Source organism: endosymbiont of Ridgeia piscesae, assembly GCF_001443665.1.
GTDB classification, from domain to species: domain Bacteria; phylum Pseudomonadota; class Gammaproteobacteria; order Chromatiales; family Chromatiaceae; genus Endoriftia; species Endoriftia persephonae.
In genome coordinates this window covers 107,735-123,531 of sequence record NZ_KQ557116.1, presented here as the reverse complement: position 1 = coordinate 123,531, position 15,797 = coordinate 107,735, and the positions used below count along the sequence as shown (strand labels likewise).

The window sequence follows — 15,797 nt, the reverse complement described above, 5'->3', positions numbered from 1 at the left end:
GGAGTAGTGACTAAAAAGCGAGTATCTACTGACTGGGAGTACACTGGGGAAGTCGATCTATAGTAGATTCAATCCACTCTTCGACTTCGGAATTGATCTCCGTGGCGCTTTTGCCCTGTGTTTTGATGGCAGAACCAATTCTGACATCGATGACACCTGGATATTTATTAATTCCTCTACGGGCCCAGAACTGGCCCGCATTGTGTGCAATAGGGACCACCGGATAGCCGCTCTTCTCGGCAAGGATGGAACCGCCGATGCCGTATCGCTTTTTTTCACCGGGTGCGACGCGTGTCCCCTCAGGGAAGATGATGATGCTAAGCCCCGCATCAAGGCGATTTATCCCCTCTTTGACGATCTGCACGACCGCTTTGCGGCCTGACTTACGATCGATAGCGATTGCCCTGAAGGCACGTAGAGCCCACCCAAAAAATGGAACTGAAAGCAGCTCTTTCTTGACCACCCATGCCACTGGGCGGTTAAGAATATGTATCAGTGCAATGGTCTCCCAAGTGGATTGATGTTTTGCCAAGGCGATGAAGCTGCCCTTCGGCAGATTTTCAAGCCCTTCAACGCGGTAGTTGAGACCGCAAATCACCTTGAGAGCGAAGAGATTTGTGCGGCTCCAAGCCCCATCAATGTGGAAGCGACTTTTCTCGGGAATTAGCCAGATGAAGGTGCTTGCAATGAGCGCAAAAAATATCGTGTTGAGCACAAATGCCAAGAAAAAGAGGGAGGAACGTAGGAAAGTCATAGGATTGGGAGATTATTAACCGTTGATAATCGCCTTTGCGGCTTCAAAAAGATTGGAATAGATCTCGATATCAGTGAGGCGTGAAGCATGGGCATCCAGAGTGCGCTTGCCCTTGCCGGTGAGCACCAGAATAGGGCGTGCGGCAACATCCAATGCCGCCTCCAGATCCCGGAAAGAGTCACCGATCACCGGAACGCCTTCCAGTGATTGCTGAGTGCGATCGGCGATCTGCTGATAGAGACCCGATTTCGGCTTTCTGCAATCACAGTCGTCATCTGGCCCATGGGGACAGAAAAATATCCCCTCGATCTGGCCGCCGTGCTTTTCCAACTCCTGATGCAACTTGTGATGCATCGAGTTGAGGGCGTTGATGTCAAACATGCCGCGGGCGAGGCCGGATTGGTTGGTTGCAATGAAGATCCGGAAGCCCGCATGGTTCAAACGCGCAATCGCCTCCAGGCTACCAGGAATCGGAATCCACTCCTCTGGCCCCTTAACAAACTCAGCGGAATCCTGGTTGATGACCCCGTCACGGTCGAGGATGACAAACTTCATCCATCCATATCCCGAAATTCTGAGACCCGGATATGGCCGTTGACCATTCGCGACTCCCGCTTCATCAGCTTCTCCATCTTGTTCCAGAAGGCGGCATTCAGATCGAAATCGGCGGCGATGCCGGTGCCCATTATAAGGATCAGCAGATCAGCCACCTCTTCAGCCAGCAGCTCAACTCGTTTGCCTTTGGTGACACAGGAGGAGATCTCACCCAGCTCCTCCGCCATCAGGGCGACCCTGTATTTAAGCTCTTCGCCACCGGTGTTCTTGAAGTCATGTTTGTCATGAAACGCCTGAACAGCGGCCATCATCTCCTGCCAGGAGTCAGGTTGTGAAGACATATGATTTAGACCCTCAGCTATGTCTCAGCATGGAGACATCGGCGACCTTGAGAAACAGATTGCTCAACCCCTTCAGTAGTGCCAGCCGATTGTTTCGGATATCTGCCTGATCGGCCATTACCAGCACCTGATCAAAAAACCGATCGACCGGTTTGCGCAGCTCAGCCAGCCCCATCAAAGTGCCCTGATAATCAGCAGATTCGATCATCGGCGAGACACGTAGCTTCATCGCCTGGAGCTGGTCATTCAATTCTCGCTCCTCAGGTTGTTCCAGGAGCTGCGTGTTGACATGTTCTTGAACCTCGCCATCGACCTTCTTCAACAGATTCTGGATGCGCTTGTTGGCCGCAGCAAGTGCTTCGGATTCGTCCAGATCCCGAAACGCCTTTACAGCCTCAAGTCGACGATAGAAATCGGCAATACTTTTTGGCCGGATCGAGGCAACGGCCTGGAACTGATCGCTGCTGATGCCCTGTTCCAAACAGACACCTTTGAGACGCTCGATGATGAAGTCGTAGACCAGCTCAATGGTGTCTGTTTGCTCGATCTTGTCAGCTAGCAACTCCGCAGAGTTAGCGATGAGATCAGGGAGGTTTACGCTAAGTGAGTGTTCACTCATGATGCGAATCGCACCGAGCGCGGCACGTCGCAGAGCAAACGGATCCTTGTCTCCGGTGGGTTTCATGCCAATACCAAAGATACCGACTAGGGTGTCAATGCGCTCAGCCAGTGCGATGGCGATGCCAGTCTGGCTTTGCGGCAGTTGGTCGCCGGAGAAGCGTGGCATGTAGAACTCATCCATCGCCTGAGCGAGCTCGGCATCTTCACCATCTCGCTGTGCCTGATAGCGTCCCATGATGCCCTGCATCTCCGGGAACTCGTAGACCATCTCGGTCATCAGGTCGCAGCGACTCAACAGTCCGGCGCGTTTTACCAGCTCCTGATCAGCGCCAATCTGTTCGGCGATATAGATGGCCAAGTCGGCGACTCGTTCCGATTTGTCGGCCATGCTGCCGAGCTTTCGTTGGAACACCACACGCTTGAGCGATTCACGGTGATCCTCCAGCCGCCTCTTGCCATCCTGCTGCCAGAAAAACATGGCGTCGGCAAGGCGCGGGCGCACCACCCGTTCGTTGCCCTCTTTGATCAGCTCGGGCTTGGGGCTATCGATATTGGCGATGGTGATGAAGTGGTTAAGCAGGCGTTGCTCGCTATCGAACAGCGGGAAATACTTCTGGTTCTTCTTCATAGTCAGAACCAGCGCTTCGTGAGGCACCTCCAGAAAGCGCTCCTCGAAGCTACCGGCAATCGGCACCGGCCACTCATTGAGAGCCGTCACCTCATCTAGCAGCGCCTCATCCAGGTCGGCGACGCCGCCTAGGGCCTGGGCTGTCTGCACTACATGGGAGCGAATCTGCTCCTGGCGACGGGCGAAATCAGCAATCACATAGCCGGTGGTCTCCAGCTTGTCGGCGTACTCGGCCGGTGAGTTGATCTCGATGGCGGTCGGGTGGTGAAAACGGTGGCCGTAGGTAAACCGGTCGGCCTCAGCTTCGAGGAGGGTGCAGGGCACCACCTCATTGCCGAGCAGGAACAGCAACCAGTGAACAGGCCGGACAAACTGCGCCTCAGAGGCACCCCAGCGCATGCGCTTTGGGATCGGCAGGCGGGCGAGGGCAGTTTCGGCGATCTCCGGCAGCAGGTTCTGGGTTGACTTACCCGTCTCTTTTAGCTGGTAGCAGAGCCATTCACCCTTGTCGCTTTTCTGACGTTGCAGCTGATCGACTGTGGTACCGACCGAACGGGCAAAGCCCTCAGCAGCCTTGGTGGGGTTGCCATCCGCATCGAAGGCGGCCTTAACGGCCGGACCGCGTCGCTCGATGGTTCGATCTGCCTGGCGACTGGCGCAGTCGCTGATTCTGGCAGCCAGACGACGTGGTGCAGCGAAGCTCTCCACCTCGCCATGGGCGAGCCCGGCACGTTTCAGTCCTGCAACAAACTCCTGGGTCAGGGCATCAGAGAGGCGCTTAAGTGCCAGCGGTGGTAGCTCCTCGGTGCCGAGTTCAAATAGCAGATCGACTCGTTCAGCCATTGGCCACCTCCGCATCGGTGTTGAGCATGGGAAAGCCCAGCTTCTCGCGGGCATCGTAGTAGGCTTTGGCAACCACTCGCGACAACGCACGGACCTTGAGGATGTAGCTCTGGCGCTCAGTGACCGAGATGGCGTGGCGCGCGTCGAGCAGGTTGAAGGCATGGGAGGCCTTCAGTACCTGTTCGTAGGCAGGTAGTGGCAGGCCGAGCTCGATCAGTTTATTGGACGCCTTCTCACACTGATCGAAATAGCCGAAGAGAAAATCGACATCTGCATGTTCGAAGTTGTAGGCAGACTGTTCGACCTCATTCTGGTGAAACACATCACCATAGGTGACCGGGCCATGCGGACCATGGGTCCAGACCAGATCGAAGACGCTCTCCACTCCCTGGATATACATTGCAATGCGCTCCAGGCCATAGGTGATCTCACCGGTGACCGGGTGGCAATCGAGCCCGCCAACCTGCTGAAAATAGGTGAACTGGGTCACCTCCATGCCATTCAGCCAGACCTCCCAGCCGAGACCCCAGGCACCTAGGGTAGGGGACTCCCAGTTGTCTTCAACGAAGCGGATATCATGCACCTTGGGGTCGATGCCGAGCATCTCGAGAGAACCCAGATAGAGCTCCTGGATGTTCATTGGCGAGGGTTTCATCGCCACCTGATATTGATAGTAGTGTTGCAGCCGGTTGGGGTTCTCGCCGTAGCGCCCGTCGGTGGGGCGGCGCGAAGGCTGCACATAGGCGGCATTCCAGGGTTCGGGCCCGATCGAGCGGAGGAAGGTGGCGGTGTGGAAGGTGCCGGCGCCCATCTCCATGTCGTAGGGCTGCAGGATCACGCAGCCCTGTTTGGCCCAGTAGGCCTGCAGGGCGAAGATCAACCCCTGAAAGGTCGAAAGATCGGGTTTGAGGTCGTCTGCCTGGTTCACGTCCAAGGTCCTGTTTGATCGGAATAAACCGCCCGATTATAGCGGCCGCCCCGAGGCTTGGCTAACCGGATGCCCCGAGCGCCTGGATCTCCTATAATGCGCGTTTTCTGATAACGCCAGGAGCACCATGACCGAGCCACGCAAAGCTGTCGCCCTGATCTCCGGTGGGCTCGACTCGCTGCTCGCCGCTAAGGTGATCCAGTCCCAGGGGGTCCATGTGGAGGGGATCAACTTCTTCACCGGCTTCTGTGTCGAGGGCCACACCCATGCGATCCGCAAGCGCGACCAACGCAAACCGAAGCGCAACAACGCCCTCTGGGTGGCGGAGCAGTTGGGGATCAAGCTGCATATCGTCGACATCGTGGATGAGTATAAAGAGGTGTTGTTCAACCCGAAGCACGGTTATGGCGCCAATCTCAATCCCTGTCTCGACTGCAAGATCTTCATGGTTAGGAAGGCGTTTGAGTGGATCCGCGCACGTGGTTTTGATTTCATCATCACCGGCGAGGTGATCGGCCAACGGCCGATGTCGCAGCGTAAGGACACCATGCCGGTGGTAGCGGGTGAGTCGGGTGCCGAGGATCTGTTGTTGCGCCCGCTCTGTGCCAAGAATCTGCCCGAGACCCTGCCGGAGCGCGAGGGCTGGGTCGATCGCGACAAGCTGTATGGCTTCAGCGGCCGCAACCGCAAGCCGCAGATGGCCCTGGCCGAGTCGTTTGGCCTGACAGATTATGCGCAACCGGCTGGCGGCTGCTGCTTTCTTACCGATCAGCAGTACTCGAAGAAGTTGGCCGATCTCTGGCAGGCGCGAGGCAGCAAGCAGTATGAGATGGATGACATCATGCTGCTCAAGGTCGGTCGGCATCTGCGCCCGGCGCCGCACTTCAAGCTGATCATCGCTCGCGAAGAGGGCGAGGCGAAGTTTCTGCAGGGCTATCGAAAACAGTTCATCAGCCTCAAGACCACCAGTCACGGTGGGCCGCTGGCGCTGATCGACGGAGAGCCCAACGCGGACGAGATCGAGCTGGCGGCACGATTAGTGGCGCGTTACAGCCAGGGGCGGGATGCGGAGCTGGTCGATCTTGAGCTGACCGACCTCCAGGGCGAGACCCGCCAGCTCAGTGTCACGCCGATCCAGCCCCACGAGATCCCGCAGGAGTGGTTCATTTGAAGCTGGTAACCCTGGACGCCCGGCGTCTGCTCTGTCCAATGCCGGTGATCCGGGTGCAGGATCGGGTCGAAACCCTGCAGCCGGGAACCGTGCTGGAGGTGGTCTGTACCGACCCCGGAGTGTTGAACGACATCCCCGCCTGGTGCCGGATAAACGGCCACGAGGTGGTGGAGACCCGCCAGCAGGGCGATGACTATATCGTGCGGATCCGGGTGGGTGGTGCGGAGCAGCCAGGTGGATAGTCGGGAACGGCAGCAACAACAGCGCTATCGGGTGACCCAGCGGGCCACCCTTGTCGGCGCCGGGGTGAACCTGCTGTTGGCGGTAGTGAAGATTCTGTTTGGCGTGATCGGACACTCCCAGTCGCTGTTGGCTGATGGTCTGCATTCACTCTCCGATCTACTTTCGGATGGGCTGGTGCTGTTTGCTGCCTACCATGCCAAAGAGGCACCAGACGACGAGCACCCCTATGGCCACGGGCGCTTCGAAACGGCGGGAACTCTCGCCCTGGGATTGTTTCTGTTCCTGGTGGGTGCCGGGGTGATCTGGGATGCGGTGGAGCGGTTGTTTTCGCCAGAGGCACTGCTGGTACCCAGCATGACCACCCTGTGGGTTGCCGCCTTCTCCATCGTTGCCAACGAGGCTCTCTATTTCTATACCCAGCATCTGGCGAAGCAGATCCGCTCCGATTTGCTGCGTGCCAATGCCTGGCACCATCGCAGCGACTCGATCTCATCGGTGGTGGTGCTGGTCGGCATCGGCGGTACCCTGGTGGGGTTGCCCTATCTCGATGCCATCGCCGCGGTGCTGGTCGGCTTGATGATTCTGCACATCGGCTGGCAGCTGGTCTGGCAGTCGGTGCATGAGCTGGTCGACTCAGGTCTTGAAGAGCAGCGGGTAGAAGAGATCAAGCAGGTAATCACCTCAGTGGCCGGGGTCAAGGATGTACATATGTTACGCACCCGTAAGATGGGTGGTCACGCCTCGGCTGATGTGCATGTGCAGGTCGCCTCCTGGCTGAGTGTCTCTGAGGGACACAGGATCAGTGAGGTGGTGATGCAGCGGCTGCTTGAGTCGGTGGAGGAACTGGTGGATGTGACGGTGCATATCGATCCGGAGGATGACGAATCGACCGCTCCCTGTGGTCATCTACCGTTACGCACCGAAGCGGAGCAACGTCTGCAGGCGCTATGGCAGGATCTGCCCTGTTTCGATCGGCGCATGAGGCTCGTATTGCACTACATTTCCGGACGTATCGATGTGGATCTTTTCTTTCCGCTCGACTGCAGCAAGAGCGTATCGATAAGCGAGGAGTTGGCCGAGCGCTATCAGGCGCAGCTGCAAGAGGCCGAGCAGTTTGGGCGGGTACGGCTCTGGTTTGGTTAACGCACGATTTTTGTGCGTGCAAGCGCGGATCCGCACAGTTTTTGTGCGTATTCTTGCGAAGAGTTACTGTTTGGTCGCGGCTAATGCGTGCAACCACTACCATTATGCGTTCGATCGCTCTATCATCTTCCGCTTGTTTATCAACAGTTTTTTGCGAATTGGCTCATACAGGAGCTGTAGCAATCAAAGGTTGATGGCACTGTTTTTGCCTAGTGAATGGCCCAGAGCGGCAGGGATCGATGGCATCCTTTCGCAGGAATTTCGTTGCTGGCGACAGGAGCCTCTGAATGAATCTGCTTCATCCAGATTCGTTCAGAGGCTCTTGCAGCAGCAGATAGTCACCTAATAGATTTGGAGATAATGATGGCCTCTGAAGTCATGAAAATGATGAAAGACAACGAAGTAAAATTCGTTGATCTTCGCTTCACCGATACCCGCGGCAAGGAACAGCATGTCACTCTGCCTGCCCACGAGGTTGATGAGGAGATGTTTACCGACGGCAAGATGTTTGATGGCTCCTCCATCGCTGGCTGGAAGGGTATCAATGAGTCAGACATGATCCTGATGCCTGAGGCCGCCACTGCCGTGATGGACCCCTTCGCCGACGAGAACACCCTGATCGTACGCTGCGACATCCTCGAGCCTGCCACCATGCAGGGCTACGAGCGTGATCCCCGTTCCGTCGCCAAGCGTGCCGAAGCCTATCTGCAGTCCACCGGCATTGCCGACCAGGCTTTCTTCGGTCCCGAGCCAGAATTCTTCGTCCTCGACGACGTGCGCTGGAGTGCCGACATGAGCGGCTGCATGGTCAAGATCGACTCCGAAGAGGCGGAGTGGAATTCCGAGCGCGTCTATGAAGATGGCAACATCGGTCACCGTCCTGGCGTGAAGGGTGGTTACTTCCCGGTCCCTCCGGTTGACTCCCTGCACGACTTGCGTGGCGCCATGTGTCTGGCGATGGAAGAGATGGGGGTGCCGGTCGAGGTCCATCACCATGAGGTGGCGACTGGTGGTCAGTGTGAGATCGGTACCAAGTTCAGCACTCTGGTGGAGCGTGCTGACTGGGTGCAGATCCAGAAATACGCTACCTGGAACGTCGGTCACGCCTACGGCAAGACCGTGACCTTCATGCCCAAGCCGATCGTTGGCGACAACGGTTCCGGCATGCATGTGCACCAGTCCCTGGCGAAAGATGGCGAGAACATTTTCGCTGGTGACCAGTACGGCGGCCTCTCCGAGAGTGCGCTCTACTACATCGGCGGCATCATCAAGCATGCCCGTGCGCTGAACGCCTTCACCAATGCCTCCACCAACTCCTACAAGCGTCTGGTGCCGGGCTTCGAAGCCCCGGTAATGCTGGCCTACTCGGCCCGCAACCGCTCTGCTTCGATCCGTATCCCGTGGGTTTCCAGCCCGAAGGGTCGTCGCGTCGAGGTGCGTTTCCCCGACCCGACCGCCAACCCCTACCTGGCCTTCGCCGCCATGATGATGGCCGGCCTGGACGGCATCCAGAACAAGATCCACCCTGGCGACGCGATGGACAAGGATCTCTATGACCTGCCCGCAGAAGAGGCGGCGAATATCCCCACCGTCTGCCACAGTCTGGATCAGGCGCTAGAGGCACTGGATGCGGATCGTGAGTTCCTCACCGCTGGCGGCGTCTTCACCGATGATCTGATCGATGGCTACATCGAGCTGAAGATGGAAGAGGTGACTCGTCTGCGCATGACCACCCACCCGGTGGAATTCGACATGTACTACAGCCTCTAACCAGGTATCGGCTCCCGTCAGGGAGCCTTGCCTGATCGATTCCTGCCTAGTGCAAGAATTGTGGAAAGCGCCTCCATTCGGGGGCGCTTTTTTAGTCTCTATCTGCTTGTTTTATCAACGAGTCGTGGTCTATTCTTTTGCATATGCGTACCCTTATCCTGATTCTTCTTATTGTTCTTGCCTTGCCGGCTGCAGCCAGGGATGTCTACCGCTGGGTCTCGGATGATGGAGTGATCCACTACTCCGACTTCGACGCGCCGGGAGCGGAGATGGTCACCATCAAAGGCACCCATTCAGATCAGTACAGCCCGATCGTTCAGACCAAGCCGGCGGAGTCAAAGAGCAAACAAGAGAAAGCGGAAGGCTACACCAGCTTTGAGATTGTCGAACCCGAGCAGGATGTCACGATTCGCAGCAACGAGGGTGTGGTCGATGTGGGCTTGAGCCTCTCGCCAGCACTGCAGCAGGGACACAGATTGGAGATCCTGATCGATGGTGCATTGCAGAAAGGAGGAGATGAGCTGAATCGGACTCAATTCAGGTTGATTGGCCTGAATCGCGGCACCCATACTCTTGAGGCGCATGTTGTCGATGCCGCGGGCAAGCGTTTGATCTCCGCTCAACAGATCAGCTTCCATCTGCGAAAAGCCTCTATTATCAAACCCTGACGTTCACTAAGGGCCCTCTGGTTGCACTGTTTTGGTGCGCATTATCTTGCGACGCGGACAGCCCCTGTCCTATGAAAAGGCGGGCACTCGTCGCAGCCCCAATTTTTTCAGAAACAAAGCCTTACTCAACGTCTTAAATCGTGACAGATGAGACAGTTCAGCAGACTGCACGCAGAAAAATGCCCTATGCTGCTGGTTGGTTTGATTATTGCAAGCAATTAGCATGGCAGTTACACCAGACACAGAGACCATTGAGCAACGCATCGTTGAAAATCAACGTTCAGCTGTGTTGCTGTTTGACCGCAATTTCACCCTCAACTACATCAATCCCGCCGGGGAGATGTTGTTTGCGGTGAGTGCTCGCCAGCTGATCGGGCTGCGGGTCAGAGATCTGATCCGCTGCCCTGGAGCACTGGTTGAGTCACACCTCTCTCAAGTGGTGAAGAGCGGTCAGCCCTTTACCGAGCGGGAGTTGTCGTTGCCTCTCGCCGGAGGCAAAGAGGTGACGGTCGACTGCACCGTGATCCCGCTTCGCCAGGAGGGCGAGATCAAGGAGTTTCTGGTCGAGTTGTTGCAGGTTGATCGGCAATTGAAGATCAACCGTGAAGAGCAGCTGCTGTCACGCAACCAGGCCTCGCGTGCGTTGGTGCGGGGGCTCGCCCATGAGATAAAAAATCCCCTGGGCGGAGTGCGCGGCGCAGCGCAACTGCTGGAGCGGGAACTGGATGACCCCGAGCTCAAGGAGTATACCCAGATCATCATCGGCGAGTCTGACCGCTTGCAGACCCTGGTTGATCGGATGCTCGGACCGAACCGTCTGCCGGATCGCAAGCAGCTCAATATCCACCAGGTACTGGAACGGGTGGTCAGCCTGGTGCAGGTGGAAACGGGCAACGCTCTGACTATCAAAAAGGATTACGATCCAAGCATTCCCTCCCTGCTGGGAGATAGCGATCAGCTGATCCAGGCCTGTTTGAATATCGTGCGTAACGGTGTGCGGGCCGCTGGGCCTAGCGGTGTGATAGGCCTGCGCACCCGGGTGATGCGCCACTTTACCATCGGCACCAAACACTACCGATTAGTGCTGCAGGTTGAGATCAGCGATAACGGCGGTGGCATCCCCAAGGAGATCCAGGAGCGGATCTTCTTCCCGATGGTTTCAGGCAGTAGCGATGGTATGGGCCTCGGGCTCTCCATCGCCCAGTCACTGATCAATCAGCATAAGGGCCTGATTGAATTCACTAGCCGTCCGGGTGAGACGGTGTTTACGATTTCTCTGCCTTTGGAGGGCAAACATGGCTGATTTCTGCCGGGTCTGGGTCATTGATGACGACCGGTCGATTCGCTGGGTGCTGGAGAAGACCCTGCAGAAGGTGCAGATGGAGGTGGTCTGCTTCGAGAGTGCCAATGGGGTGCTCGACTTACTGGAGCGGCAACAACCGGATGTGATCGTCTCGGATATCCGTATGCCGGGTATGGATGGGCTGGAGCTGCTGGAGCGGATCAATCTACGCTTTCCGGAGTTGCCGGTGATCATCATGACCGCTCATTCTGATCTGGAGAGTGCAGTGTCGGCCTTCCATGGTGGCGCATTCGAATATCTACCAAAGCCCTTCGATGTGGATGAGGCCGTGGATCAGATCCGTCGCGCCTGCCGGCAGACCCAGAGTCAGACGAAGCGCCAGGTTGATGTTATTGAGCCGAGTCCGGAGATCATTGGTGAGGCGCCGGCGATGCAAGAGGTGTTTCGTGCCATCGGCCGGCTGGCGCGTTCCAACATCACGGTGATGATCAATGGCGAGTCGGGCACCGGCAAGGAGCTGGTCGCCCGAGCCCTGCACCGCCACAGCCCGCGCGCCGAGGCCCCGTTCATTGCCCTCAACATGGCGGCGATCCCACGGGATCTGATGGAGTCGGAGCTGTTTGGCCATGAACGTGGCGCCTTCACCGGTGCGCAGAGCCGGCGCGAGGGGCGTTTTGAACAGACCGATGGCGGTACCCTGTTCCTGGATGAGATCGGCGATATGCCGGCTGAACTGCAGACGCGGTTGCTGCGGGTGCTGGCAGATGGTGAATTCTACCGGGTCGGCGGCCATGAGCCGGTGAAAGTGGATGTGCGCATCATTGCCGCCACCCATCAGAATCTGGAACAGCTAGTCAAAAAAGCACAGTTTCGGGAGGATTTATTTCATCGCCTCAATGTGATTAGAATCCATATCCCGGCCCTGCGCGAGCGTCGTGAGGACATCCCCCTGCTGATGCGCCACTTTCTCGGGCAGGCATCGGAAGAGCTGGCAGTCGAGACTAAGACGCTGCTGCCGGAAACCGAGCAGTTTCTCAGTCAACTAGAGTGGCCTGGCAATGTGCGCCAGTTGGAGAACACTGCGCGTTGGCTTACGGTAATGGCTGCCGGCAAGGAGATCCATGTAGAGGATCTGCCTCCGGAGTTGCTGCAGGAGGAGCGATCCTCGGCAGCTGCCGGAGACTGGCGTCAGCTGCTCCAGCAGTGGGCACGAGAGCGGCTGCAGGCGGGGGATAAAAATCTGCTTGACGAGGCACTTCCTGCGTTTGAGCGTGTGATGATCGAGAGCGCCCTGGAGCAGACCGCCGGGCGTCGTCAGGACGCCGCAAAATTGCTCGGCTGGGGACGCAATACCTTGACCCGCAAGATCAAAGAGCTGGGTCTCGAGTTAGACAGTTAAACGATTAGCGGGGTGGATGCGCGTCATCCCGAACAGATAAAGGGGGTTTTGATGGATTCCAGCAGTGTCGATCTGCCAGGCAGTGAAATTGAGTCAATCACATTGGAAGATGGTGAACTCAAGGTTCGCTTTTCCCGGGCCTATATCATTAAGACCATCAGCGGCTCCAAGGAACGCACCCGCTGGTGGCAGGCCGGTTCGCTGATCTTTACTGCTGCCGAGCTCGATGGCGAGCTGCCCAGCGCACCCTGTATCTGTGACGGCGGCGATGTGGGGGAGAATGTCTACACCTACCGCGATATGATCCCGTTGCCACTGCAGAGTCAGGGACATGCCCACTGCAAACTGCGCTTCAAGGATAGTGAGCAGATACTTCAGGCGCAGGCCGAGGGGGTGAGGCTGGAGATGGAGGGTCGCCCCTACTACATTGAGCACATCAAGCCAGAATAGCCCCGGCTGCTCAGCCGGAGGCGAAGCGATGCGCCCAGCGGGTCGTCTCTGGCAGCTTGTAACGGGTGGTGCAGGCGAGGGTGTAGTGGATGGCCGAAGCCAGGCTGATCCTTTGCCCGATGGATATATAGAGGGGGTTTACGTTGCTGCGGCTGCGCAGCACTGCGCCGATGATCTTGCCCTTGTCTTCCAGTGTTACCCAAGCCCCCTTCTCCGCTGGCAACTCTGTATGGGTGCCGATCAGGCGGCTTTTCGCAACACCAATGGAGGGTGTGTCGGTGATCAGGCCGAGGTGACAGGCCAGCCCAAAGCGGCGGGGGTGGGCCAGCCCCTGGCCGTCGCATAGCAGTATATCGGGTGCTGTTTCCAGCCCCTTCAACGCCTCAAGGATTGCCGGTATCTCACGAAAGGAGAGCAGTCCCGGCAGATAGGGAAAGCGGGTGGGCAGGCGTGCGATGCTGTGTTCCAGCAGCTCAAGGGATGGAAACCGCAACAGGGCAACCGCAGCGCGGGTGGTAGCGCCACCATCTTCAAATCCCACATCGACACCGGCAACAAAGTGTGGTGTGGTGAATCGGTCTTCACGGATCACCTTCAGGCTCAGCTGCTGTTGCAGCTCGCGCGCCTGCTGCGGTGTCAGATTCCAATCGTGCAAGTTAAATGGATCCACCTTCAGCGTCGCCGGCCAAGTTCAATGCGGGTTGGATCTGCTCTCGATTAGTCTGAATTCTGAACCGATCGTCCTGTGTGATCCAGGACAGCAAATTCCAACAATTTGTTGCAAATAGCCGAACCTGACATAAGATTGTTCCAGCGGGATGATGACATATACCATGCTTTTTGATGATTGTGATCATTTCACAGGCAGTTGAACCATGTTCGCATAAATTTGGCACTGCCTTTGCGTTTCAGGCTAGCGATTTATTAAGTAATTTCAGTGGACAGGCGCTCGTTTCTCCGGTGATGCTGGGGAGCAGGCGCTGTAGAAGGGTGGGCATTAGATGTCAGTGGAACTCTATAACAAACAGGGCCATATCTGCGTAGTTTATCGTGATCTGGTTAGCGGTGAGGCGGTGCAGGCCAATCAGTTTCTCATCTTTGATCACGGCCATGCCGCATTGATCGATCCTGGCGGAGAGCTCACCTACTCTCGCCTGTTTATGGCGATCAGTGATTATGTCAACGTCAAGAAGCTCGACTATGTGGTTGCATCCCACCAGGACCCCGATATTGTGGCCTCGATCAACAAATGGTTGGTTGGTACCGATTGTAAAGTGGTCGTGCCCGCCCTCTGGGAGCGGTTCATTCCTCACTTCACCCGGCCGGGGCGGCTGCAGAACCGGGTCATCGCGATCCCGGATCCGGGCATGAATCTGGAGTTGGGCGATATCCGCCTGAAGGCGCTGCCGGCCCATTTTCTCCATGCCGAAGGCAATTTTCAGTTCTACGATCCGAAGAGCAAGATCCTCTTCTCCGGTGATCTGGGTGCCAACCTGCCGCCGGGAGACCTGGACAAGCCGGTGAAGAAGATCGCTGAGGTTTTGCCCTATATGGAGGGTTTCCACAAGCGCTATATGAACTCAAATCGGGTCTGTCGCTATTGGGCCAACATGGTGAAGGATCTCGATATCGAGATGATCGTGCCGCAGCATGGCCGCGCGTTTGTCGGCAAAAAAGCGGTGGCTGAGTTCATCAACTGGATCGCTGACCTGGAGTGTGGCGTTGATCTGATGAACCAAAGCCACTACCAGATTCCGTAAGATTTAGGGCTTTCGTCGCCCAGTAGTCTGGGACGACGCAGACTTTATTCAAAGGGGCGCGTAAGGCGCCCCGTTTTATTTAATATTCATGACTCCATTTGCCTCGCTGTCACGAGGAAGTCTGCTCTGTCGCCAGTTCTCCGACCCAGAACCCCAGGTTCTTCTCCAGAAATTCGTCGATCGACATGTAGTGTGAGCCATCACAGGAGAAGGTGAGCCCGATCATGCCGTTCATGATGTTGAGTGAGGCGCTGCGCAGATAGATGGTCTCGTCGGCGAAGCGCAGTGCCTTCAGCCCATCGAGTGCGGCGCGCAGCTGGCTGGGAGTGACCTTGGCCACGGCGGGATAGTCGTGCAGTGGATAAGCGAGGCTGATATCGGGATCGATGATTTCCAGCACGCCATGGATGCGGTAGGAGTAGGGATCCTCCAGCAACCAGAAGGAGCAGCGCCCGCTGGAGTAGTGGATCTTACTGTGAAAGATGCCGTGGGTGCTCATCAGCGTCAGTACGGTGTCGTGTACCGAATCGATATTCTCATCCAGCAGGCTTTGAACCCGCTGCTGCATGAACAGGGTACTGCGTACCGCCGGGTCGCCTTTGAACTGTTGCCATTGGCTCTCCGCGGCCAGCGCCGGAGTATCGGCAAGCAGCTTGTTGAGGGAGAAGTCGGCAGCGATAAAGCCCATCAGCTGATCTTCCCGACGTACCGCTTGCAGGGCGGTGACACACTCTTTACCCGAATAGGCGCTCTGGTAGACGGAGGAGAGCATGATGCCTTTGAACGGCAGGTTATTTTTCAGATAGGGGCGATGGGAGAGGTCCCGCCCGCGCCATGCGGGGTCGGCAACACCGTCACGGATTAGCGAGGAGATCTCCCTGCCATCCAGATCCCAGGCGTAGAGTGTCTCGCAGTGTGTCAGATCCTTGAGATGGCGCTGCAGAGTGGTGTCGATGGCATCAGCATCTGGCCAGACTTCGGCACAGAGCGCCGCTAGAGCCGATAGCGGTATCCCCACCGACTCGGCCAGCGCCGCCTTCTTTTCAAGGATGATCTTCTGCATTGCGGACATGCCAAACTCCTTCAGATTTACTTGCATCAAGCCAGGTTAAACTGTTGCGGACTTCCGGGACACTATCGCAGCCGAATGTTACATGGGTTTGACTCGATGGAGGCGGGGATGCGGCAAACTGTGTAGAATCCGCCCGGTAAGTTTGAGC

At 57.1% G+C, this 15,797-nt stretch carries 16 protein-coding genes; 9 read left to right on the top strand and 7 right to left on the bottom strand.

All coding sequences use genetic code 11. The annotated features are described in order from the left end of the window. Positions 1-25: 25 nt before the first annotated feature. Genes Ga0074115_RS01760 through glyQ form a run of 5 tightly spaced genes read right to left on the bottom strand, consistent with a single transcriptional unit; the run spans position 26 to position 4,670 of the window. Entirely contained in the window at positions 26-715 is a 690-nt protein-coding gene (locus tag Ga0074115_RS01760) for a lysophospholipid acyltransferase family protein (protein ID WP_232432850.1), read from the bottom strand. 54 nt (positions 716-769) lie between these two features. Then, on the bottom strand, positions 770-1,309 hold the full coding sequence (gene gmhB / locus Ga0074115_RS01755) for a D-glycero-beta-D-manno-heptose 1,7-bisphosphate 7-phosphatase (RefSeq protein ID WP_005958801.1): 540 nt from the start codon (positions 1,307-1,309) through the stop codon (positions 770-772). Continuing rightward, positions 1,306-1,650, bottom strand: a complete 345-nt coding sequence (locus tag Ga0074115_RS01750) for a nucleoside triphosphate pyrophosphohydrolase family protein (RefSeq protein ID WP_057956360.1) — start codon at positions 1,648-1,650, stop codon at positions 1,306-1,308. The genes gmhB and Ga0074115_RS01750 overlap by 4 nt, the downstream gene beginning before the upstream one ends. A gap of 13 nt (positions 1,651-1,663) precedes the next feature. Beyond that, positions 1,664-3,742 (bottom strand): glycine--tRNA ligase subunit beta, encoded by a 2,079-nt coding sequence (gene glyS / locus Ga0074115_RS01745; protein WP_057956359.1) that lies wholly within the window; start codon positions 3,740-3,742, stop codon positions 1,664-1,666. After that, positions 3,735-4,670, bottom strand: coding sequence for a glycine--tRNA ligase subunit alpha (gene glyQ, locus Ga0074115_RS01740; RefSeq protein ID WP_060528148.1), 936 nt, complete (start codon positions 4,668-4,670; stop codon positions 3,735-3,737). Before glyQ ends, glyS begins: the two co-directional genes overlap by 8 nt. A 127-nt stretch (positions 4,671-4,797) precedes the next feature. Between glyQ and Ga0074115_RS01735 the strand changes: the two genes are divergently transcribed. From Ga0074115_RS01735 to Ga0074115_RS01700, 8 genes are all read left to right on the top strand, one after another. Continuing rightward, entirely contained in the window at positions 4,798-5,841 is a 1,044-nt protein-coding gene (locus tag Ga0074115_RS01735) for a tRNA (5-methylaminomethyl-2-thiouridylate)-methyltransferase (protein WP_057956357.1), read from the top strand. Continuing rightward, positions 5,838-6,083, top strand: a complete 246-nt coding sequence (locus Ga0074115_RS01730; protein ID WP_087959704.1) for a sulfurtransferase TusA family protein — start codon at positions 5,838-5,840, stop codon at positions 6,081-6,083. Before Ga0074115_RS01735 ends, Ga0074115_RS01730 begins: the two co-directional genes overlap by 4 nt. Then, complete coding sequence (locus Ga0074115_RS01725) at positions 6,076-7,227, top strand: cation diffusion facilitator family transporter (protein WP_006474978.1); 1,152 nt, start codon at positions 6,076-6,078, stop codon at positions 7,225-7,227. Before Ga0074115_RS01730 ends, Ga0074115_RS01725 begins: the two co-directional genes overlap by 8 nt. A 363-nt stretch (positions 7,228-7,590) precedes the next feature. Further along, positions 7,591-8,997 (top strand): glutamate--ammonia ligase, encoded by a 1,407-nt coding sequence (glnA, locus tag Ga0074115_RS01720; RefSeq protein ID WP_087959711.1) that lies wholly within the window; start codon positions 7,591-7,593, stop codon positions 8,995-8,997. 143 nt (positions 8,998-9,140) lie between these two features. Beyond that, positions 9,141-9,665: a DUF4124 domain-containing protein gene (locus Ga0074115_RS01715; protein ID WP_057956355.1), complete on the top strand. Its 525-nt coding sequence runs from the start codon at positions 9,141-9,143 to the stop codon at positions 9,663-9,665. Between the two features lie 223 nt (positions 9,666-9,888). Further along, positions 9,889-10,968, top strand: coding sequence for a nitrogen regulation protein NR(II) (glnL, locus tag Ga0074115_RS01710; RefSeq protein WP_057956354.1), 1,080 nt, complete (start codon positions 9,889-9,891; stop codon positions 10,966-10,968). Next, positions 10,961-12,367 (top strand): nitrogen regulation protein NR(I), encoded by a 1,407-nt coding sequence (gene ntrC / locus Ga0074115_RS01705; RefSeq protein WP_057956353.1) that lies wholly within the window; start codon positions 10,961-10,963, stop codon positions 12,365-12,367. The genes glnL and ntrC overlap by 8 nt, the downstream gene beginning before the upstream one ends. Positions 12,368-12,418: 51 nt before the next feature. Next, positions 12,419-12,817: a hypothetical protein gene (locus Ga0074115_RS01700; protein WP_232432849.1), complete on the top strand. Its 399-nt coding sequence runs from the start codon at positions 12,419-12,421 to the stop codon at positions 12,815-12,817. Positions 12,818-12,827: 10 nt separating this feature from the next. Here the strand turns inward: Ga0074115_RS01700 and nfi are convergent, their stop codons facing one another. After that, complete coding sequence (nfi, locus tag Ga0074115_RS01695) at positions 12,828-13,493, bottom strand: deoxyribonuclease V (RefSeq protein ID WP_082626842.1); 666 nt, start codon at positions 13,491-13,493, stop codon at positions 12,828-12,830. A 325-nt stretch (positions 13,494-13,818) separates the two neighbouring features. On the opposite strand from nfi, the gene Ga0074115_RS01690 reads away from it, so the two are divergent. Then, the gene (locus Ga0074115_RS01690; protein WP_005958775.1) at positions 13,819-14,577 is read left to right on the top strand and encodes an oxygen-binding di-iron domain-containing protein; all 759 of its coding nucleotides are present in this window, start codon (positions 13,819-13,821) and stop codon (positions 14,575-14,577) included. 109 nt (positions 14,578-14,686) lie between these two features. Here the strand turns inward: Ga0074115_RS01690 and Ga0074115_RS01685 are convergent, their stop codons facing one another. Next, on the bottom strand, positions 14,687-15,649 hold the full coding sequence (locus Ga0074115_RS01685; RefSeq protein WP_040819748.1) for a PDC sensor domain-containing protein: 963 nt from the start codon (positions 15,647-15,649) through the stop codon (positions 14,687-14,689). Positions 15,650-15,797 lie beyond the last annotated feature (148 nt).

Bases quoted from the DNA above. Each gene is read 5' to 3' on its own strand.
- gmhB (WP_005958801.1), bottom strand. From the start codon at position 1,309: ATGAAGTTTGTCATCCTCGACCGTGACGGGGTCATCAACCAGGATTCC.
- Ga0074115_RS01750 (WP_057956360.1), bottom strand. From the start codon at position 1,650: ATGTCTTCACAACCTGACTCCTGGCAGGAGATGATGGCCGCTGTTCAG.
- glyS (WP_057956359.1), bottom strand. From the start codon at position 3,742: ATGGCTGAACGAGTCGATCTGCTATTTGAACTCGGCACCGAGGAGCTA.
- Ga0074115_RS01735 (WP_057956357.1), top strand. From the start codon at position 4,798: ATGACCGAGCCACGCAAAGCTGTCGCCCTGATCTCCGGTGGGCTCGAC.
- glnA (WP_087959711.1), top strand. From the start codon at position 7,591: ATGGCCTCTGAAGTCATGAAAATGATGAAAGACAACGAAGTAAAATTC.
- Ga0074115_RS01715 (WP_057956355.1), top strand. From the start codon at position 9,141: ATGCGTACCCTTATCCTGATTCTTCTTATTGTTCTTGCCTTGCCGGCT.
- glnL (WP_057956354.1), top strand. From the start codon at position 9,889: ATGGCAGTTACACCAGACACAGAGACCATTGAGCAACGCATCGTTGAA.
- ntrC (WP_057956353.1), top strand. From the start codon at position 10,961: ATGGCTGATTTCTGCCGGGTCTGGGTCATTGATGACGACCGGTCGATT.
- Ga0074115_RS01700 (WP_232432849.1), top strand. From the start codon at position 12,419: ATGGATTCCAGCAGTGTCGATCTGCCAGGCAGTGAAATTGAGTCAATC.
- Ga0074115_RS01690 (WP_005958775.1), top strand. From the start codon at position 13,819: ATGTCAGTGGAACTCTATAACAAACAGGGCCATATCTGCGTAGTTTAT.
- Ga0074115_RS01685 (WP_040819748.1), bottom strand. From the start codon at position 15,649: ATGTCCGCAATGCAGAAGATCATCCTTGAAAAGAAGGCGGCGCTGGCC.